The sequence below is a fragment of the Vibrio sp. S11_S32 genome (assembly GCF_014694465.1).
Lineage (GTDB): Bacteria > Pseudomonadota > Gammaproteobacteria > Enterobacterales > Vibrionaceae > Vibrio > Vibrio algicola.
The window spans coordinates 1-21,333 of sequence record NZ_JAAUWS010000032.1; the positions used below are offsets into that span (position 1 = coordinate 1).

General features: G+C 41.1%; 20 protein-coding genes and 1 pseudogene. 7 read left to right on the plus strand and 14 right to left on the minus strand.

The window, feature by feature from the left end:
* Positions 1-118 (plus strand): IS3 family transposase (locus tag HC723_RS12680; RefSeq protein WP_190338159.1); only part of this gene is annotated, 118 nt, incomplete at its 5' end.
* Between the two features lie 938 nt (positions 119-1,056).
* Here HC723_RS12680 and HC723_RS12685 read toward each other — a convergent pair.
* The 4 genes from HC723_RS12685 to HC723_RS12700 are packed head-to-tail and all read right to left on the minus strand — an operon-like array spanning position 1,057 to position 5,630.
* Positions 1,057-2,199, minus strand: a complete 1,143-nt coding sequence (locus tag HC723_RS12685) for a TniQ family protein (protein WP_190339359.1) — start codon at positions 2,197-2,199, stop codon at positions 1,057-1,059.
* The gene (locus HC723_RS12690) at positions 2,157-3,005 is read right to left on the minus strand and encodes a TniB family NTP-binding protein (RefSeq protein ID WP_203218771.1); all 849 of its coding nucleotides are present in this window, start codon (positions 3,003-3,005) and stop codon (positions 2,157-2,159) included. The genes HC723_RS12685 and HC723_RS12690 overlap by 43 nt, the downstream gene beginning before the upstream one ends.
* 44 nt (positions 3,006-3,049) lie before the next feature.
* The gene (locus HC723_RS12695) at positions 3,050-4,975 is read right to left on the minus strand and encodes a Mu transposase C-terminal domain-containing protein (RefSeq protein ID WP_190339361.1); all 1,926 of its coding nucleotides are present in this window, start codon (positions 4,973-4,975) and stop codon (positions 3,050-3,052) included.
* On the minus strand, positions 4,968-5,630 hold the full coding sequence (locus tag HC723_RS12700) for a TnsA endonuclease N-terminal domain-containing protein (protein ID WP_190339362.1): 663 nt from the start codon (positions 5,628-5,630) through the stop codon (positions 4,968-4,970). Before HC723_RS12700 ends, HC723_RS12695 begins: the two co-directional genes overlap by 8 nt.
* 161 nt (positions 5,631-5,791) lie before the next feature.
* On the opposite strand from HC723_RS12700, the pseudogene HC723_RS12705 reads away from it, so the two are divergent.
* Positions 5,792-6,469, plus strand: a pseudogene (locus HC723_RS12705) (ATP-binding protein); the annotation flags it as partial.
* Positions 6,470-6,763: 294 nt separating this feature from the next.
* Here HC723_RS12705 and HC723_RS12710 read toward each other — a convergent pair.
* The 5 genes from HC723_RS12710 to HC723_RS17730 form a co-directional block, all read right to left on the minus strand.
* Positions 6,764-7,363 (minus strand): thiol:disulfide interchange protein DsbA/DsbL, encoded by a 600-nt coding sequence (locus tag HC723_RS12710; RefSeq protein WP_153448059.1) that lies wholly within the window; start codon positions 7,361-7,363, stop codon positions 6,764-6,766.
* A gap of 46 nt (positions 7,364-7,409) precedes the next feature.
* The gene (locus tag HC723_RS12715) at positions 7,410-8,417 is read right to left on the minus strand and encodes a serine/threonine protein kinase (protein WP_153448058.1); all 1,008 of its coding nucleotides are present in this window, start codon (positions 8,415-8,417) and stop codon (positions 7,410-7,412) included.
* Positions 8,418-8,487: 70 nt separating this feature from the next.
* Complete coding sequence (ccoG, locus tag HC723_RS12720) at positions 8,488-9,873, minus strand: cytochrome c oxidase accessory protein CcoG (RefSeq protein ID WP_153448057.1); 1,386 nt, start codon at positions 9,871-9,873, stop codon at positions 8,488-8,490.
* Between the two features lie 304 nt (positions 9,874-10,177).
* Entirely contained in the window at positions 10,178-10,444 is a 267-nt protein-coding gene (locus HC723_RS12725; RefSeq protein ID WP_153448056.1) for a YihD family protein, read from the minus strand.
* A 169-nt stretch (positions 10,445-10,613) separates the two neighbouring features.
* Complete coding sequence (locus tag HC723_RS17730; RefSeq protein ID WP_267904233.1) at positions 10,614-10,739, minus strand: hypothetical protein; 126 nt, start codon at positions 10,737-10,739, stop codon at positions 10,614-10,616.
* Between the two features lie 191 nt (positions 10,740-10,930).
* Here HC723_RS17730 and HC723_RS12730 point away from each other — a divergent pair, with 191 nt between their 5' ends.
* Together HC723_RS12730 and trhA are read left to right on the plus strand one after the other, a co-directional pair.
* Entirely contained in the window at positions 10,931-11,716 is a 786-nt protein-coding gene (locus HC723_RS12730; RefSeq protein ID WP_153448055.1) for a sporulation protein, read from the plus strand.
* Positions 11,717-11,863: 147 nt separating this feature from the next.
* Positions 11,864-12,508, plus strand: coding sequence for a PAQR family membrane homeostasis protein TrhA (gene trhA / locus HC723_RS12735; RefSeq protein ID WP_190339363.1), 645 nt, complete (start codon positions 11,864-11,866; stop codon positions 12,506-12,508).
* An 83-nt stretch (positions 12,509-12,591) separates the two neighbouring features.
* Here the strand turns inward: trhA and HC723_RS12740 are convergent, their stop codons facing one another.
* The 5 genes from HC723_RS12740 to def form a co-directional block, all read right to left on the minus strand.
* Positions 12,592-14,037 (minus strand): TrkH family potassium uptake protein, encoded by a 1,446-nt coding sequence (locus tag HC723_RS12740; protein ID WP_190339364.1) that lies wholly within the window; start codon positions 14,035-14,037, stop codon positions 12,592-12,594.
* A gap of 18 nt (positions 14,038-14,055) precedes the next feature.
* The gene (gene trkA, locus HC723_RS12745) at positions 14,056-15,432 is read right to left on the minus strand and encodes a Trk system potassium transporter TrkA (RefSeq protein ID WP_190339365.1); all 1,377 of its coding nucleotides are present in this window, start codon (positions 15,430-15,432) and stop codon (positions 14,056-14,058) included.
* 66 nt (positions 15,433-15,498) lie between these two features.
* The gene (gene rsmB / locus HC723_RS12750) at positions 15,499-16,776 is read right to left on the minus strand and encodes a 16S rRNA (cytosine(967)-C(5))-methyltransferase RsmB (RefSeq protein ID WP_153448051.1); all 1,278 of its coding nucleotides are present in this window, start codon (positions 16,774-16,776) and stop codon (positions 15,499-15,501) included.
* An 89-nt stretch (positions 16,777-16,865) separates the two neighbouring features.
* Positions 16,866-17,849, minus strand: coding sequence for a methionyl-tRNA formyltransferase (fmt, locus tag HC723_RS12755; protein ID WP_190339366.1), 984 nt, complete (start codon positions 17,847-17,849; stop codon positions 16,866-16,868).
* A gap of 35 nt (positions 17,850-17,884) precedes the next feature.
* A complete protein-coding gene (gene def / locus HC723_RS12760; protein WP_153448049.1) occupies positions 17,885-18,400 on the minus strand; it encodes a peptide deformylase in 516 nt (171 codons plus the stop codon).
* Positions 18,401-18,543: 143 nt separating this feature from the next.
* Between def and HC723_RS12765 the strand changes: the two genes are divergently transcribed.
* The 3 genes from HC723_RS12765 to HC723_RS12775 are packed head-to-tail and all read left to right on the plus strand — an operon-like array spanning position 18,544 to position 21,314.
* Complete coding sequence (locus tag HC723_RS12765; protein WP_190339372.1) at positions 18,544-19,677, plus strand: LysM peptidoglycan-binding domain-containing protein; 1,134 nt, start codon at positions 18,544-18,546, stop codon at positions 19,675-19,677.
* Entirely contained in the window at positions 19,677-20,819 is a 1,143-nt protein-coding gene (gene dprA / locus HC723_RS12770; RefSeq protein ID WP_190339367.1) for a DNA-processing protein DprA, read from the plus strand. The genes HC723_RS12765 and dprA overlap by 1 nt, the downstream gene beginning before the upstream one ends.
* 24 nt (positions 20,820-20,843) lie before the next feature.
* Entirely contained in the window at positions 20,844-21,314 is a 471-nt protein-coding gene (locus tag HC723_RS12775; protein ID WP_153448047.1) for a DUF494 family protein, read from the plus strand.
* Positions 21,315-21,333: the final 19 nt, after the last annotated feature.

Here is a 21,333-nt window from a genome sequence, read left to right on the forward strand (position 1 = left end):
AGAAGATGTTGAAGAATATATCCGGTATTACAACCATGAAAGGTTGCATACTACGCTTGGTGATTTAACGCCAATCGACTATGAAAAATTACAAAGTCAGGTGTCCTATTGGGCTTGACCAGAATAAAGTGATCATAATAACTGATAATGCATTGTGGTTTTTTTGGTAGTTTATTAAACAAAGACTTAATTCTGTTGCTCTCTGCTATTTCTGTTTTTAAGTTACCATCAATAAATATCTGATCGGTATCTTGCAACCAACGTAATACTGTTAGATATCGGCGTAAGCCGTTAGGTTTGAAATGAATAACAAGCTTTTCATAACTAGGAATTGTGTTCCAATTTTTATAGCAAGTAATAAAAAAAGGAAAGTGGTTTTGTGACTTGTAAAGTGTTGCATCCAAACCGGATTTATTCAAATACCAAAAAATAAAACGCTTATAACTGGTCTGTATTTCTTTTGATGAAAATGATTTGCAGTTACTTTGAAGTAAGCGAAACAATGACTGCCTTTTTGAACAAGTTGAACATATAGAGCCATAGCCCGATGGCATTTCATTTTCACATTTCGGGCAAATGGATAATAACGATGTATCACATTTTTTACATAAACGCTTTTCTTTATTATGCACCTTACGGTATCGCCCACAATTTGAGCAGGTAGCAAAACCATATTTACGAAAACATGAAATACATAGAAGTTCGTTATGTTCAGCTAATGGTGAACGACTAACACTATGAGAAAGTTTGTTACATTCAAAACATGATTTTTTTTCACGAAAATAGATATAGCAAGAGTTACAAACAGCTCCATAGCTTGTCATTTTACCTATCTTAAAAGAACCTGACTTTTTGCAACAATGAACACAATCAGTTAATTTTTCACAGCTTACACAGATGTTACTTCTCAGATGAATACGCTTCATTAATTGACATTGTTTACACGTTTTTTTGGGAAACCACTGAGGGTAACAATTACCACAATAAGGTTCACCGTCATACCTTCGTGTGATTTTTGATAGCTTTTCGCAAACAACACAATTACTTAACTTAGGTTTAAGTTCGATAGTTTTTTTCATCATTCTCAATTTTTAATTGTCGTTTTAGGCACTCCCATTTTCTACTAAGCATGCGGATAGATTGTGTGTTCTTTTTTATAACAGGTCTTTTATTGGGGACTGACTTACCAACTAACGCATATTTTATTATTGTTATCAGCTCTTCTGGATAATGTTCAAAGGCGAATGCTTTTTTTGTTATCTGACTTTTCCGTATTGCATTAATCAATGTGGCTTGTCTTAGATTCATAATTGAGACGGCATTTATTATTAAGTTTTCCCTTTCTTTTAGTGGTAGTAACTCAAAAGAAAGCCCTGTTTTAGGGATACATACTTCTGTAGAATTGATGCCTAATTGAGTTACGAATTTGGCTATAGCGTGAGTTGAATTTACTTGTGCAGCCCGTCGAAGTAGATTAATGAAGTACCGTAATATAGAAAAATAAGTATCAGAGTTAATATGCTGTCCTAAACCATAGCCAGTGTTGGTTTTAAAAACAGTATCAATAGTTTTTAGAGCGATTACTTGAGGTTGATTTAACTCTTTGGAATATAACGAGGTTAATGAGGTATTACAATTGTGACAATAATCAATAGATGTATGCGGAGGTGACAGGTGATGTGGTTGATATAAACTACCACACGTCATACATTTGTTGTTGAGTAGTACACCGTGTTTTAGGCAACCAAAATTCCATGCCAATCGCCATTCATTATGTAAGTATGGCGCTTCTGCTAAACAATAAGGGCAATAATATTGCCCTATATTATGGGTGCGATTACGTGAACCTCTAGGGATAATCCATTTGGTGTTACTTTGAAAGGAGCTACTTTTGTCATTAACCTTATCTAAAATGGAAAGTAAACATTGCTTTTGCAGTTTTACCGAACTATTTAGAGATAAAATAGTAATGTCGATATAAATATTTGGGTCAATTCGTTCAAGTCCACGATCTAAATCATATGTCCATAAGCGGTACTTATCCCAATAGAAACCGGTAAAAGTTAATGGCTTTGTACCACAGTCTAGTGCAGCACGGATAAACCACGAACTAATGCTTTCATTAGGGTGAACTTGTGTTTTTATCGTGTTTTTTCTTATCCTATAACTTTTCGTAGACCTTGCGTTGGTTGTACCCACGAGTTTTTCTCTATGATATCAAGTGTTATTTTCTCTGTGCCACTCATTATTGCATCAGTAGCACAAGCCGTTAATAATCGATGTATATTTCCCAAATTTCCACCGGAAATTGTGTGAATCTTAGTTGCTAGTATAGGGTCTTGTAAATTTGAGCATTCTTTTAATGGTAGTACACTTTGGAAATGGAACAATAATTGTTGGAATTCACTGTTAAGTTTCCAAATTGGCAATTCAGCCACATCAAAGCGACTAGCGTGTTGAGGATCTGTATGCAATACACGAACAGCATCACGAGTACCCACTCCGACTATTGGGATCTGCAATTCATTACATAACATTTTGATAGCGTTCATCACCTGACGTTGCAAGCGAGGCGTGCCAACAAGTAATGAATGAAATTCATCAATGATGAGCATTTTCACTTTATACTCTTTAAATAAATGGATTGTTTGATACCTAAGCATAACAACGCTATCTGTTGGCTTATAAGGAACATAAAATCGTTCAAGTAATGAGATGTAGAGTTCTTTCTCGTTTGCGCTTGGAGGGGCTTCTGCGAGGATAATAGGACGAACACCATCAGATTGACTATCTACATAAGATTGGCCGTATAAATCATAAAAATGCCTAATTAGTGTAGTCTTGCCATTATTTGAATCACCAATCAGCAAGAGATTAAACATTCTTGGTCGTTTTGGTTTGTTCATTAAAGATACAAGATTCTCTGTGATCTCTTTTGCTATGTTGTAACCCACCCAACGGGGTTCATCTAAAAAAGCGATGCGTTCTTCATTAGATGAAGTCATTAAGTGGATAAACTTATCGTGAATGTGTGTGTATAACGATCCCATTATTCAATATCCCCTAAACCGAATTCATTGACATTGAAAAGTAGTTCACTGGCCTCTAACGTTGGTTCAATTGCTTGAGGAGTTGTGTAGATGTTTGACTGACTTTTGTTGTGACATTTTTTACGTTGAGCTTGTCTTCGAGCTTTTTTTGTACGCTGTGCGGATTGAACAACGAGTTCACGCATTTCTGTTAAAGAGTCTAATACTTGTTGTTCATGCTTGAAGTCTTTACCTTGATTAGACATATATTGTCGAACTTGTTTGTACTCCCAAATACTCATATCAGGTAATGCTTGGTTTGCAAAAGGGATTGGAAAGTAACGTTTTAGATTGGGATCATAAAACCAAATACGACTGATGTTTCTTGGGTCACGCCTAAAAATAAATTTTTTATTTTTCCCTGTTTCATCTGAATCATTGATATACATATTTAAAGCAGAGTCGTAATAACGTAAACCATCAATGGTGACTCCATTATGTTGGATAGTGCGACTCATTCTTGGTAAGAAGTCTAATAATAGAGTTTGCTCATCCACTGGCATTTGTGGGTACCCACAGCCCGTGTGGTTTTCATCTCCAAATATGCCCAAGCTCCATTTTTGTACTGGAGACATGTTTAAAGTTGAATGAGTGCGTTTATGGTATACATTGACAATAAAATTAATAAACCATCTTTCAAATTCATCTAAGGTTATAACGGCTTCTGCCTCAGAATTATAATTATCTTTTTCTTTTACATTAGAGAAAGTCGTACCAGCTAAACTGTGAACTTCTTTCATAAATGTACCGATAACTCGTTCAATATGTCCTCCAAATTCAGGTCGACCTACTGGACGAAACTCTAATGCGATACCATGAGCTTCACAGGACTTTGCTAGGTCTAAAGAACGGAAATCTGAACCATTATCCACATGTATTTTATTGGGATAGCCAAAGACATTCCATTCCCCTTTTATATCGTGGTTTAGCAGCAGTTTTTCTTTCGGTAAAATACTACGGGCAATACACATAGCAACGGATGTAACCGAAGGTGCATCAAGTGATAAATAATACCCAGTGATCATGCGAGTATTAATATCCATTGCTAAAGTTAGAAATGGTCTGCCTATGGGTTTTCTATACTCGTTATCAACAATGATTAGATCGACGGGAGTATGATCAATTTGGATAACACTCAACGGATAGTCAGCATCCGGAAATGAGTTCGGTTTAGGGACAAATTTATTTTTCGCTTTTTCTCGTTGCCCTCGTTTACTCAGTCGCTCATGTTCAGATATTTGCAAAATGCGGTTACGGATAGTTCGTCGACTAGGGCAACTAATGCCTTCTATATTAGCGATGCGTTGTGTTTCTCTAATGGTTTGTTCTATCGTTGGACGTTGTTTGTGCAAGTAAAAGTTATTGAATACTTGAGACATTAACTTTTCTTGTTTTTCATCTAAACGAGAACTACCTGTTTGCCATCCACGCTTTTGGTCTATTAGACCAACAATCGAACCTATCGAATTATATGCTTGCAACCAGCGATACAGAGTTCGACTACTGACACCGACAGTATTTGCTCGTTGCTTTACAGCCGTGGGGTTGTATTGTTCAGCATTTAATAAAGGCTTTAGAGCTTCATATTTCTTCAAAGCTTTTTCCCAGTATTCATTACTAATAGCACTTAAATCAACAGAGATATCTTCACGCTCATTAATTTTCATATTTTCTAATTGATAAATGCTGGCGACTTTGCTTTTACGAGTGTGGAGATTACGAATCATTACTTGAGAGTGCTCATCTAAATATTCAACAAGTTCATATTGCTGTCCATCTTCACGATGAAGATAGATATTTCCTTTTTGTAAAACAATTCGTCCACGTTGTAATCGCCCATGTTCGCGTTGTTCTATAATGCCATTTTCAAGTGATTTATCATTCATAGTCATAGCTCCAGACTTCGGTGAACTCGTTTAGCGGATCAAACCAATTGCAAGTTAGCTGTTTGGTTGCGAGCAGGTGGTAAATAATTTGTAAGCCCTTTGCTTGATAGAGAGAACCTGTAAAAAATCGAGATAGTAGGTAATCAATAGTGGTGTTACCCATTAATTTAACTTGGAATAAAATGGCATCTATATCTGCTTGTTCATACTGCAATCGTTTGTAGCGCTGAATTGAGTTGATGTTTAATAGCGCAAAATGGTGAATTCTGTCTTCGTCATAGATGTGGAACACGAACTCATTCTGCTTACAAAAGGAGATCGCTGATTTCCATTTTTCTTTCCAGTCATGCCAATGTTTTTGCCACTTTGATTTTGGTTTAACTTCAACCAACATTGACTTTCTTCCATCATTAAAACGAATGAAAAAATCAGGGGTATAGGTATAACTAACCCCATTTTTAATAAATGGGATACGAGTTGGTTGAGATATGATTTCTTCAACTGATGGAAGATAGGTGAAGTAAATCAAAAAGTCTCGTTCCAAAGTTGATTCATAAGGAAGACTTGTGCCATTTTTAAATGGCAAATGACCTGACACGCTAAGTCGTGTAGGATTTATTTTTCTAACTTGTTGAAATGTTTTTTTTGTTTTCATAATAATTAGATGCTTATTTGTATCGGATTAAATTAATTGACACGTATTGGTATCTGTAGTGCCATTTATTAGTATTCATTAAGAGTAATAAACATAGTCAATAGGCTATTTTGCCATTCTCATTTTTATTAAGTATGACATCTATTTGTAACTTTCACAGCGGTTCGATCCCAAGGCCGGGCGAAATATCCTTAGCTCACAATGGCTTGCTTTTTTTAGATGAGATGCCGGAGTTTGATCGCAAAGTGCTCGACTCGCTGCGTGAGCCACTAGAATCCGGTGAAATTATTATCTCGCGTGCGGCCGGTAAAACCCGTTTTCCTGCTCGCTTTCAATTGGTTGGGGCGCTAAATCCAAGCCCAACCGGTTATTATGAAGGATCGCAATCACGCACGAATCCACAGTTGATCTTACGCTATTTAAGTCGTTTATCTGGGCCTTTGTTGGATCGCTTTGATATGTCGATAGAGATCCCATCATTGCCAAAAGGCACTTTGTCTCAAGGTGGCGATCGTGGTGAACCCACTGAAGTGATTAAGCAGCGAGTGTGGCAAGCGCGTCAAGTTATGTTAAAACGCAGCGGTAAGGTAAATGCTTTATTAGGCAGTCGCGAAATTGAGCATTATTGCGGATTAGAAAAACCAGACGCTGAGTTTTTAGAGCATGCTTTACATCAACTGGGGTTATCGGTGCGGGCTTATCACCGCATTTTGAAGGTCGCACGTACCATTGCGGATTTATCGGGTTGTGAGGCGATCGATAAATCTCATTTGGCCGAAGCATTAGGTTATCGCAATATGGATAGGTTGCTGAAACAGTTAAGTGCGCAGGCGGTGTGATGCCAAAGCATATTTGAAGTGACCTGGTATTAGGGGCTGTTGATCTTTCGTGGTTGTTTTTGCTGCTAATTGTTGGTTTTTTATACAAGGAAGAGGCTTTGTGGTGTAGCTGGCTACACGAAAAGCCGATGACGAAGTAGAAAAGACCAACAAACGCAGCCCGAAGGGTTCGGCTAAAAGCCTTTTATCTCGAACAAAATTTAATCACGAAAGATCAACTGCCCCTAGAACAACAAAAAACGGGCCACAATTAAGCCGCCCGTTTTTGTTGAATTAACCGTGATCTTTAATGGATTATTTTTTCAATAAGTAATCAATTAAGTCAAAAGCTTGGTCTACATTTTGGAAGTTTTTAAGTTCAACCAAATATTTACCATTCACAATGATGGCAGGTACACCGCTTAAGCCGGCATCGGTAAATGATTTATCGTAACGACGAACCATAGAGTCGATAGCGAAACTGTTAAACGTACCATCGAAGTCTTTAGCTGCAATGCCATTATCTAGGAAAAATTGACGTAATTCCGCCTCATTGCGAGGGGCGTTATTTTGTACATGGATACGATTAAACATCAATGGAACCAGTTTATCGTCAACCCCTAGAGAGACCATGGTAGCGTAACCTTTACTCATGGCTTGCCCCATATTGCCCCCCATAAAAGATACCGACATTTTTTGGAATTCAGCGCGACCTTCTACATGCTTCTTTAGTTGACCAATGATCGGCTCGAATGCATTACAGTGTGGGCAATAGAAAGAGAAAAACTCAGTGACTGTCGGTGACGATGAGTGGGCAGTATCTAAAACTTTATAGTTATCGCCTTCTTTAAAGCTGGCAGCATTAACGGTAAAGCTCAGCATTAAAGCCGCAACAAGGGTAAATATTTTCTTCATGAGATCATGAACTCCATTTAATAGAAATATTGATAAATAAGTACGCTTACCATTGTGGAGTGAGCGATATTGTCGGTTCTTGCAGTGCTGCGATTTGTTCCTTAAAGCCGAGCACTTGGTTTTCCCAGTATTTTGCATCGTTAAACCATGGAAAAGCAATTGGAAAAGCCGGATCTTGCCAACGTTTTGCCAACCAAGCTATGTAATGCACCATTCTAAGACCTCGTAAGGGCTCAATTAATTTCAGCTGACGGTTATCAAAGTCGCAATATTCGGAATACGCTTCTAATATGACATCGAGTTGCATGGTTTTATCCGCTCGGTCGCCATTAAGCAGCATCCAGATATCTTGTATCGCAGGACCATTTCTAGCGTCATCCAAATCAACAAACATTGGACCATCGCGCCATAGTATATTACCCGGGTGGCAATCACCATGCAGGCGAATTATGTCACTAGGTGTTTCCCACTGTTGTTCGAGTTGCGCGATCAATACGTCGAGATCATGAAAAAAACTCTTTTCTAAATAAGATGGAATAAAGCTGCTGTTACTTAGTAATTGGCGTGGTTGATATAAATATTCATCCAAACTCATACTTGGACGCTGAATAAAAGGTTTGGCTTTAGCCACTTGATGGATCCGGCCTAAAAATCGACCGACCCATTCGCTTTGATCTAAGTTATCAACCTCAAATTGACGCCCACCTACGCTAGGAAATAGCACAAAACTGTACCCTTTGTAGTGGTGTAGCGTATGACCATTAATTTTGCATGGCGCGACTACGGGAATATCGTGCTCCATCAAATCTTGGCTAAATTGATGTTCTTCTAAGATCTGAGCATCCGACCAACGTTGTGGACGATAAAACTTCACCACAAAGCGTTTTTTATCTTCATCAACAAATTGATAGACGCGGTTTTCATAGCTATTGAGTGCCAATAACCCTGACTCAGCTCGCACGCCAATACTTTCAAGGGCGTACCACATCAGATCAGGAGTTAAAGATTCAAAGTTAAACAAGGGTGCATCCGGTGAAGCATGAGACTGTGACATAAAATAAAGGACTTATTGCTAAGCCCTTCCTTGTTGATATATTCTCTGTCGCTGCTAATGATAGAAGCCCCTAGAGCTTTTTAATGAAGCGACTCTCGACAGGTAAGCTAAATTGTTCACTGTCGGTCAGTATAAACTCAAATTTAATAATAGGTGAATTCAATTCGTCTGGGCTGACTGCCAAACTGATCGGCTGGCTAATCAGCTCGCCAGGTGGCACGGTGATTTTTTGCGAACCATACCATTTCACATTGGTCAGCCCTTTTACATCAATATGATAGGTTTGGCGTTGTTGAGTTTTATTTAATATTTTCAGAGTATATGTATTTTCAATCCAACCACTGTTATCAACTCGATACATCTGGCTACGATCGCGTAATACACTCATATTAACCGGATCGACTCCCACCACTTGAGTAACAAATAACGCCATCATCAAGGTTAATGCAATACCATAACCAATCAGCTTTGGCCGCATCACCTTGGTTTTATTGCCTGCTAACTTGTGTTCGGTGGTATAGCTGATTAGGCCCTTTTCATAACCCATGCGATCCATAGTTTGGTCACAAGCATCGATGCAAGCGCCACAGTTGATACATTCGTACTGCAAACCGTTACGGATATCGATTCCAGTCGGGCATACTTGTACGCACAAATTACAATCAATACAGTCACCTAAACCGGCAGGTTTGATTTCAGCTTTACGTGAGCGTGGGCCTCGGGTTTCGCCGCGTTTAGTATCGTAACCAACAATAAAGGTGTCTTTATCAAACATCGCCGATTGAAAACGCGCATAGGGACACATGTGCAAACACATAATGGAGCGCATCCAGCCTGCATTACCATAAGTACAAGCGGCGAAAAACCAAACCCAAAAAGCAGGCCAAAAGTTTAGTTCAAAGGTGACGAACTCAACGGTTAACGTTTTAACCGGCACAAAATAGGCCACAAAAGTGATACCGGTGAGAATGGCTATTATCCACCATGCAATATGTTTAATGGTTTTACGTAACAATAAATTTTTAGAGTATTTGTTGTTGTCTTGTTTACGGCGTTTATTGGCCGGGCCTTCAAGCTTTTCTTCAAACCAAATATACATAAAGGTCCATACGGTTTGCGGACACAAGTAGCCACACCACACCCGACCTAGAAAGGTGGTTAAGAAGAATAAGCCAAAGGCAGAGATCATAAAAATGATGGCAAGTAAGGTCAGGTCTTGCGGGAAGAAAGTCGAGCCAAAAAATTGAAATTGTTGCTTAGCAAGATCAAATAAAATCGCTTGCTGACCGTTATAAGATATCCACGGGATCGCGGCAAATAATACCAGTAAAAACCACCCCCCATAGCGGCGCATTTTTTGAAATACCCCTTGGCTTTTGCGCACGTAAATTTTACCGTTAGCATCACGATTGGTTTGGGGGGTAATGATTTTGACATCAATTTTATCTTGGCTCATGCGACTTCCTTGTTACCTAGCTTGATGCGTTTTTAGTGTAATGCCAGAAATTTAAGGATCTATCAAAATAGATCCAATATTAAATCGAAGGGGTATTAAATCTTAATATCCACGGTTGTGTGCCACAGTATACAAGAGCTAGTGATCTTAAGTCGCTATGCGGTTCAAGCTTTCAACACAAATATTACATAGAGGTAACAAAAAAGCCAAGTCGATAAACTTGGCTTTTTTCAACGAGAGTCGCGAGCTAAATCCGGTTCGAATTCTTTTTAGTGAACATGCTGCGAGAAGTAAGACGAGGTTATTATTTAATAATACCGCGAGCTTTTAATAAGGCAGTTTTAAAATCATCTTCTTGGTCTTTAGCAAGGCCTGGGATCATTTCATCTTTAGTGCTGTTGCGCATTTTAAGGTGGTAAATCAATACGTCATCAGTCAGATCTTGTAGAGGGCCGGTGTAGCCCGCTTCTTGGCAAAGCTTTGTAATAAATTCAATCAAGTTAAGATCGGGATCTTTTTGCCACTCTGGGTGTAATAATTCAATTAGTTCGTTAACGCGATGGCATTTCATGGGTTTCTCCACAGAAAAATTCAGGGTGTTCGCTATGATAGCAATTATTATGATAAGGCGAAGTGGTTTTTCTACTTGGATGGGCGATATTTTTAGTGGCAATAAAAAGCGCAGCATTGAAATGAATGCTACGCTAATTCGATAAAGTTCAGGTTAATGAACTTAGTGTTTATTGCTCGGTCTTATTTTTAGCTGGAGTCTCTGTTTTTTTGCTTACTGGCGCTGCCACAAAACATTGGCGACGACGAGAAGCTGAACCATGACAAGAATAAGCACGAGTTGCTACTGGGCGCATAAATAACTACCTATAAAATGCACATCCATGGCCACAAACCATCAGATCCAATCTTGATGACTTTAAATTATTCGACATCGAACAAGTTTTCGACTGTTGATAAGTATAAACGTGTATTATTCGATTAGCGATTACAATTTAGTCAATAGATAAAAATTTGACATGAATTTGAAAAATGACAAGGAGGGAAGATGTCTTTTTTTAAGAAAACCTTAGCCACATTTGGGATTGGTTCGGCCAAAGTCGATACGGTACTCAAACAAGATGCCGCTTTTCCGGGTCAAAAACTGATGTTAGATGTTTATGTCTATGGTGGTGCGACAGAGCAGGCGATTGACAATATTGATCTTAAATTATGTTGTCGTTATCGCAAGCCAATGAAAACCAAAGAAGGTCAGGAAGTCAGTCATTCTACTGTGCCAGCGACCCATGTGTTGGCATCTTGGTCTCTACCATATTCCTTTTCGATTGAACCGCATCAAGAGCGAGTGTTCCCTGTTGAGTTAGATATACCTTGGAATACGCCGGTCACGCTGGGTGATGCAAAAGTTTGGTTGGAAACAGGCTTAGATATTGCGATGGCAAGCGATCCCACCGATAAAGATGAAGTGACGATTCGCCCGGATCCGCTTGAAGATAGTATCTTTACCGCACTCGAAAATGCAGGGCTACGAATTCGCCAAGTGGAGTGTGAATTCGTTAAAGGTTTTGAATTACCGTTTGTACAAGAGTTTGAATTTGTGCCTGTACATGGTGAGTTTCATGGTCGGTGGCGTGAATTAGAGATTGTGACTTATCGCGATGAAAATGAATTAAAAATCTGGCTGGATGTTGATCGTCAAAAACAAGGTTTAGGCGGTATGCTATCCAGTTTTATTGGCAGTAACAAACTTAAGCGCGAAATGACATTATCCGCCGATACGCCACCAGAAGAGGCGGGGGCAAAAGTGTTGGCATTTTTAGACCAAACTACCTAATAATCGTTATTAGTGGTTGATCTAATGATGGAGATTAATATCACCAAACCACCAGCATGATTAAAAAATGACACATTTAGCTTACACCTGTAAGCTGAATGTGTGAGAATACTGACCTATATTATGTTGTTAGTTAAGGTGGGTAGCATGCAAGCATTAGAATATTCCAAACAAGAAGAACTCGCCAATAGTCTCAGTCATGGCCTAGGAGTGATATTTGGCTTGGCAGCCTTAGTGTTACTGCTACAAAAAGCTTCACATTTTCATGCAGATACGCTTACCTTCGTGAGTATGAGTATTTATGCCTCTAGTGTGATTTTGCTATTTTTAGCTTCTACCTTATACCATTCAATAGAATATCTTCCCGCCAAACGTTGGCTTAAAACCTTTGATCACAGTGCTATTTATCTACTTATTGCTGGCAGTTATACCCCATTCTTGTTAGTTGGGCTGAGAACCGATCTCGCTTATGGTTTGATGGCAGTGATTTGGGTAATTGCGCTACTTGGCGTGATCATGAAGTTAATGTTTGTCTATCGGTTTGAATCTTTTTCTTTGATCAGTTACCTAGTGATGGGCTGGTTATCTTTGGTGGTGATTTATCAACTGGTGACTCATTTGGATATTGGCGCCACCATTTGGCTGGTGGCGGGCGGGGCTTTGTATTCGCTTGGGGTGATTTTTTATGCCAATAATCGTATTCCGTATAACCATGCTATTTGGCACTTATTTGTACTAGCAGGTTGCGTGTGTCATTTCATCAGTATCTATTTTTATGTGCAGCCGGTTTAGCTCGCTGAATGAATGTAGTCAGCAAAGCGGCAGTTTCAAGTAAGGTGGATATAGTTAAAGATGGGTATATTAAAGATGGAAAGCTAAGTGCGCCAGAAAGCGGGGAAAAACAGTACTAACACCGTCAAAATCTCCAAACGCCCCATCAACATACCAAAGCTTAATAACCATTTTGCTGCATCCGGTAAGGTTGAAAAGTTACCACTTGGGCCAATGATGGGTCCCATGCCAGGTCCGACATTCGCTACAGCCGTCATTGAACCAGTAATACTGGTGATCGGATCAAGCCCCAATGCGCTTAAACACCCAGCAATAAAAATAATGGTAAACAAGAAGGTTAAAACAAATGCCACCACTGAACGTACGATATCATCATTAACTGGGCGTTGATTATAGCGTTGAACAAACACCCCTGAAGGATGGATTAAACGCATCATTTGTTTGTTTAATAAGGTGGCGGCAATTTGGAAGCGGAAGATTTTGATCCCACCTGCGGTAGAGCCCGAGCAAGCACCAACGATCATCACAAAAGCAAACACTACAGAAGGTAATGCTCCCCAGTGGGTAAAGTCATCTAAACCAAATCCAGTGGTGGTTACCACCGAGATAATATTAAACGTTGCCACTCGTATTGCATCGATAAAACTGTAGTGATCTTTAAGCGTCATCCAAATCGCGACGATTAAGCTAGAAGTGAGTACCAAATAAGCAAAACCTCGTACTTGGGCATCCATCAATAAGGCTTTGGGGTTTCTTTTGCGTAAGGCGGTGATAAATAATAAAAATGGTAACCCACCTAAGAACATAAATAATGATGCTACCCAATGAGTGCCATGCGAGAAATTATTCATTGAACTATCGTGAGTGGCATAGCCACCAGTCGAAAGGGTAGTGAAGGCATGGTTGATGGCATCAAACCATCCCATTCCTGTATACCAAAAGCCCAAGATGCAAAGAAAAGTGAGAATGACATAAACTTGCACAATATTTTTGGCGACGTTTTTTGCTCTGGGGCTGCTTTTATCCGACCAATCAGAAGATTCAGTTTGGAACAGTTTCATCCCACCGACATTGAGCATTGGTAAAATAGCCACCGCCATGACAATAAATCCGACACCACCTAACCATTGCAGAGTTGAGCGCCATAATAAAATGCTTGGCGCCATATCATCTAGGCCACTCAATACCGTAGAGCCGGTGGTGGTAATGCCTGACATGGTTTCAAAATAAGCATCGGTGAAACTGATATGGTTAATAAAGACAAAAGGCAGCGCAGCAAAGGCGCTGGCAATGGTCCAGACTAAGGTGGTGAGTAAAAACATATCACGTACCCCAAGTCGAAAGTTGGCGGTACGACCTAAAGAAAGTAGCAACAGAGAGACTAGATGAGTAATGATCACCGCTTGGCCAAATTCAATGAAACCATCGGTTCCGGTAAAAAAGGCCATTAAGGTTGGAATGTACATAAATAAGGCTATTTTGGAGAGCACCAGTCCGAGTACAAATAATATTGGGCGATAATTAACCACGGTATAGTTCAGGCCTTGTTATAAAAAGAATGGACTAGGTTGGAACAATCTTTCCACATCGGACACGTATTTTTTATCCACTAAGAACATCACCACATGATCATCTTGTTCTATCATGGTCCGGTCATGGGCAATTAAGACTTCTTCGCCACGAACGATAGCGCCAATGGTGGTACCCGGTGGCAATTTGATATCACTGATGGCTTTGCCCACTACTTTTGAGGTGGTTTCATCACCATGAGCAATCGCTTCAATCGCTTCGGCTGCACCGCGGCGTAGAGACGAGACATTAACAATATCGGCGCGACGTACATGGGTTAAGAGTGCAGAAATGGTGGCTTGTTGTGGTGAAATCGCCACATCAATCACGCCTCCTTGCACTAAGTCGACATAAGCACTGCGCTGGATAAGCACCATCACTTTCTTGGCACCTAAGCGTTTGGCCAGCATTGCCGACATGATATTGGTTTCATCTTCATTGGTGAGCGCAATAAACACATCCACTTGATCGATGTTTTCTTCATTAAGTAATTCTTGATCGGCAGCATCACCACAAAATACGATGGTATTTTCAAGCTCTTCTGATAGCTGTTCTGCGCGCTGATAACTGCGCTCGATCAGTTTGACGCTGTAATCTTTTTCTAAACGTTTAGCCAGGCTAGAACCGATATTACCGCCCCCGACAATCATAATACGGCGGTAGTTTTTCTCCAGTCGTTGCAGTTCACTCATCACTGCGCGGATATGATTACTGGCCGCCACAAAGAATACTTCATCATCGGCTTCAATAATGGTGGTGCCTTGTGGACGAATAGGACGACCTTGACGGAAAATAGCCGCCACGCGAGTATCAATGTGTGGCATGTGTTCACGTAGTGCTGATAATGCGTTACCCACCAATGGCCCACCGTAATAAGCTTTTACCGCCACTAAGCTTACCTTGCTGTCAGCAAAACTGACCACTTGCAAAGCGCCGGGATATTGAATTAAACGTTCAATATAACTGGTCACTAACTCTTCCGGTGCGATTAAATGATCAACAGGAATTGCACCTGATTGGAATAAGGTATCTTTTTCGGCTAGATATTCTGGCGAACGAATACGAGCAATTCGGCTTGGGGTATTAAATAAGGTAAACGCCACTTGGCAAGCCGCCATATTGGTTTCGTCAGAGTTGGTGACGGCGACCAACATATCGGCATCTTGCGCCCCAGCTTCGCGCAAAGTATCGGGGTGGCTGGCATAACCATTAACTACACGTAAGTCGTATTTATCTTGCAGCTCACGCAGGCGATCGGTATTGCGATCGACCACAGTGATGTCGTTATTTTCGCCTACTAAGTTTTCAGCTAAAGTGCCGCCTACTTGGCCAGCTCCAAGAATAATGATTTTCATAACGTGCGTTTACCTGTTTTGCGCTCAACCTTGAGCTCGTATCAATATCAATTGTTAGCGATAAGCTTATGCTTTGCGCAATACCGCGTAATAGAAGCCATCCATATCTTCTTCACCCGGTAGAATTTGACGGCCTGGATTCTCAACCTCCGAGCCAATTAACTGCGCATCACTGGTGCGCTGTAAGAAGGCACTCACTTGCTGACAGTTTTCTTGTGGGGTGATTGAGCAAGTGGCATACACTAAGGTGCCACCGACTTTAAGTTGACGCCACATTGCATCAAATATTTCACTTTGTAATTCGGCCAATGCTTCAATATCGGTGGCGCGACGCAACCATTTAATATCAGGGTGACGACGAATAACGCCGGTCGCCGAACAAGGAGCATCAAGTAAGATACGGTCAAATTTATTGCCGCTCCACCACTCTTCGGGATAGCGTGCATCGCCACAAATTACATCGGCACGTAACTGCAGACGTTGCAGGTTATCGTAAACGCGATCTAAGCGGTTGACGTCGCAATCAATCGCCACTACTTCGGTATTTTCAGTATGCTCGAGAATATGCGCAGTTTTACCACCTGGTGCGGCGCAACAATCTAAGATCAGCTCACCATCTTGAGGTTGTAAGAAGTTAACTGATAATTGAGCGGCGGCATCTTGTACTGATACCCAACCTTGGCTAAAGCCTGGCAGTAAAGTGACATCACAAGGTGAGGCCAGTTTGATGGCATCATCTGCTTCAGAGTGAAGGGTGTATTCAATCGCTTCGCTATCAAGCAGTTCAAGGTATTGCTCACGCGTATGGTGCTTGCGGTTGACGCGTAACCACATTGGCGCTTTGCTGTTGTTGGCTTCAATTAGCTGCTCCCATTGTTGTGGGTAGCTTTCTTGCAGTAATTTCAATAACCAACCTGGGTGACCATATTTACCCGCATTGTGGCTGACGGCTTTTTCATCTAACGCTTCTTGATCGCGTAAATAACTGCGTAACACTGCATTGATTAAACCACTTAAGCTTGGACCGCGTAGAGTTTTTGTTGCTTCAACTGTTTCAGCAACTGCGGCGTGAGAAGGAATACGCATAAAGCTAAGCTGATAAATTCCGACCAAAATAAGGTGGTGGAAAACGCGCTTTTTGCCGGTTAATGGTTTATCCATCAATTCATTGGCGATTGACTCTAAACGCGGTAGGTAGCGTAGTGCGCCGTAACAAATTTCTTGTAGCAGAGCATGATCACGCGGCTTAATGGTTTTTTGAGCGGCAGGTAACGCGTGTGAAAGTGAGTGGCCTTTATCGACAACTTGAAATAGAGCATTAGCAGCAGCTGCGCGAACATTCATGAGATATACCGAAATTTATAGAAAAAGAGTAGAAGGCTGCGCAATAGCTTTGAGCACGCCTAAGTAAATGTCATTATTGATCGTTCAAATCAACAAAGCTGTGAGCCAACTTCAAACCAACTGGCTCGGGAGTTAAGAATATCTTGTACTGACATCGCTTTTTTACCCGGCACTTGCAGTTGCTCTAAAATCAGCACATCGTTAGCTGTGGCGATATAGATACCGGTTTTATCCGCTTGGATAATTTGTCCTGGTGTGTGCTGACTATTTGCGCTTGATGCAGTAACTCGCGATTGCCACACCTTGATGTTGTGCTGTTTGACTTGATTTTCTTTACTATCATTCTCTTCAATAGAAAAAAAACTCATAGGCCAAGGGTTAAAAGCACGCACGCAACGCTCAATATGCTCAGCATCATCATGCCAGTTAATTTTGGCTTCTTCTTTACTGAGTTTTTTAGCGTAATTTGCGTGCTCATCATTTTGTTTTATTGGCGAAATTTGACCAGTAGCAATATCGCTTAAGCAATCTATTAAGGCGGTTGGCCCTAACTGAGCTAACTTGTCGTACATGGAAGCACTGGTATCGGTATCTTCAATTGGCAAAGTGGCAACGGACAGCATATCGCCAGTATCGAGGCCAAGATCCATTTGCATAATGGTCACGCCGGTTTGCTCATCACCAGCCCAAATAGAACGCTGGATTGGAGCCGCACCGCGCCAACGTGGCAAAATAGAACCATGGACGTTAATGCAACCTAAACGTGGGGTATCTAACACCACTTGAGGGAGCAATAAGCCATAAGCGACTACGACCATTAAATCGGCATTGAGATCTTTTAGTTGTTGCTTGGCATCATCAGATTTAAAGTTTTCTGGTTGCAGCACTGTAATATCATGCTCTAGCGCGAGCGATTTTACTGGGCTGGCCGTTAGTTTTTTACCACGACCGGCTGGGCGATCTGGCTGGGTATAAACCGCAATAATCTCATGCTCCGAAGACAACAACGCCGCCAAGTGACGGGCGGCGAAATCCGGAGTACCTGCAAAGACAATTCTTAAAGACTGACTCAAGCTAGTGTTCCTTTTATTAATTGGTCGTGCTGTGGTTACTTATCTTGTTTCTCGTTAAAGCGTTTTATTTTAGTGAGCTTATCTTGAATACGCTTACGCTTTAATGGCGAGAGATAATCAACAAATAACTTACCTTTTAAATGGTCAAGTTCATGTTGAACACAAATCGCTAATAAATCATCAGCTTCAAAAGTGAATTCTTCACCTTCGCGATTTAATGCTTTTACCGTGACTTCCGCCGAGCGTGGCACTAAACCGCGCGCGCCAGGAACCGATAGGCAGCCTTCTTCAATGCCATCGTCACCGCTTTTGGCGATAATTTCTGGATTGATAAGCACCATAGGTTGATCGCGTTCATCAGAAACATCGATCACCACAATACGCTGATGAAAATCAACTTGAGTTGCCGCAAGGCCGATACCCTCTTCAACATACATGGTTTCAATCATGTCATCGATGAACGTTTGCAGCTCTGGGGTGACTTTTTCAACCGGCTTCGCAACGGTGCGAAGGCGATCATCTGGGAATGTTAACACTTGTAATACTGACATATACACTCGAAATATTGAACTGTGCCGAAAACAGCTTAAACCTTATGGGTGCAATTCTAGACATTTTACAAGCTAAATGACAGCATCGAATGACATTAAGGGACAATATTTCGACCAAGGAAAGAAGGGTCATGCCAAAAACTATGCGTTTTATACTTCAATTATTTGCTTTTATCGTGGTTAGCTTCTCTGTGGTTGCCGCCACAACCACCCAAAAACCGCTGTCATTAAAAGAAGGGGCACCACAAACTTACACTGTGAAAAAAGGGGATACTTTATGGGATATTTCCGAGTTATTTTTAGATAGTCCATGGTTGTGGCCAAGATTGTGGCAAGTCAATCCAGATATTAATAACCCTCACTTGATTTACCCTGGTGACAAATTGACTCTGACTTGGGTGAATGGTCAGCCGTTATTAAGCTTAAAACCAATGAAAAAAATTGGCCCTCAAGTACGCAAACAAGACAAAGTTGCTATTTCTGCCTTAAAAGATGGGCTCGTTGTTCCTTATTTAAAGTCTGATCAATTATTAACGGAAGACGATAAGCAAGTTGCCACCCGAGTGCTAGGCACCAGTGAGGGGCGTAAGTTCTTAAGTGCCAATGAGCGTATTTATATCGATGCTAGTGCCACCAATGAAAAATGGTCTATCTATCGCATCGTGGAAGAATATGATCGTAGTGGTGATGATGTAAAAGCGAGTGCCTTCTCTTTGCGCATTGTGGCAGACGCTGAATTAAAAGAAAAATCAGCTAAGTACAGCGGTTTGCAAGTGACTAAGCAGTATCAAGAAATAAAGCTTAATGATATTGCATTGCCAGTTTTTGGTGAGGATTTAACTCTATCGACTGTATTTGAGCCAACACCAGCCCCTGTGGGTTTAGTGGCTAACGTTAAAGGTTCAATGGATAACCATGCCTTTATGTCTGTCAATCAAGTTGTGATCATTGACCGCGGCAGTGATGATGGCTTAGTGCAAGGTAGCATGTTCAATTTGGCTAAATTTGGCTCGGTGGTATATGGCAAAAAAGGTGAGTATTACTATGAAGATGGTAAGCTCTTTAATAGTGGTAAGCGCATTGATTTACCGCCTGTGACCATAGGTGAAATGGTGGTTATTCGTCCTTATGCTAAATTTAGTTTGGCGTTAATTACTCAAAGTGATGAGCCTATCAAAGAAGATAGCATTGCGGTTTCGCCTGCTGCCAATGATCCGTCTGCATTACCGATAGTGAATAAAAATAATGATGATACAACGGTTAACGATCCATCGTAATGACTGAATCTCAACTGGCAGCATGGTTGATTTTAAGTTTTACACCTCAATTAGGCGGGGTCAGTTTGTCTCGCCTATTGAGGATAGATTCACCAGAGAATATTGTGGCGTACAATACGCTCGAATTACAAAATTTAAAATTAAAGCCCGCTCAAATCCAATTTATTCAACAGCAATCTCACCCCGAGGTTGATGCTTGCCTCACTTGGTATCAAGCGCAAGGTAATCATATTATCACTCCGCTTGATCAGACTTACCCTCCGTTATTGCTACAAATGTCCTCTCACCCGCCGGTATTATTCGTCAAAGGTAATATTGATGCGTTAATTCATCCACAAATCGCAATGGTTGGTAGTCGTAATGCCAGTATGGATGGCTTGCGCGCTGCGCGTGAGTTTGGGTACCAATTAGCTGAGCATGGCTTGACGGTGACCAGTGGCTTAGCATTAGGCATTGATGGTCATGCTCACGATGGTGCATTGCAAGCCAAGGGAGAGACGGTTGCGGTGCTGGGTTCTGGTGTTGACCAAATCTATCCCGCGCGTCATAAAGGTTTAGCGCAACGCATTTTAGAATCCGAAGGCGCTTTGGTGTCAGAGTTTCGGCCTGATACCAAGCCTCGCGCTGAATACTTTCCTCGTCGTAACCGTATTGTCAGCGGTTTATCATTTGGGGTGTTAGTGGTGGAGGCGGCGGAGCGTAGTGGTTCGCTTATCACTGCTCGTTATGCGTTAGAGCAAAATCGAGAGGTGTTTGCCTTACCAGGATCGATTTATCAAGCCGGTCACGCTGGCAGTAATGGATTGATCCAACAGGGCGCGAGTTTAGTGTGTTCAGCGCAAGATATTATTGATGAAATCCAACCACAACTAGACCGGTCATCTATCATAACGACCCCGACGCAACCAAGCTTTGCTTTTGAGATTGAAAAGGAAAGCTCCTGCGAAAATACTCTCAGCGGATCATTGCCATTTGCCGAACTGTTAGCTAACGTAGGAAATGAACCAACCCCAGTTGATATTTTGGCTCAAAGGACCCATATACCAGTACACGAAGTGATGATGCAAATACTGGAGCTCGAATTGAGTGGTTATGTTGCATCTGTCCCTGGGGGTTATATCCTTAATAGTAGACCCAAATAAGTTCTGTAAGCGGAGGGTAAAGCTATGATGGACATTCTGATGTATTTGTTTGAAACCTATATTCATAGCGATGCAGACTTAACTATCGATCAAGATGAACTTGAAGATGAGTTACTACGCGCAGGGTTTCACCAACAAGAAATTTATAAAGCGCTACATTGGTTAGAGGGCTTAGCGGCACTGCAGCAAGCAGATGGCGCGAAAATCGCTACTAGTTCAGCGTTATCGATCCGTATTTACACGCCTGAAGAAATGTTACGTATTGATGTTATTTGCCGAGGCTTTATCTTGTTCCTCGAGCAAGTCAAAGTGTTAACCACAGAAACGCGTGAAATGGTTATCGATCGGGTGATGGGGTTAGAGACGCAAGAATTTATTTTAGATGACCTGAAGTGGGTGATCTTAATGGTGTTGTTTAACGTACCCGGTAATGAAAGTGCGTACACGCAAATGGAAGAACTACTGGCATCTTCTGAACAAGGTGTTCTTCATTAAACTCTTCATTCATGCACTT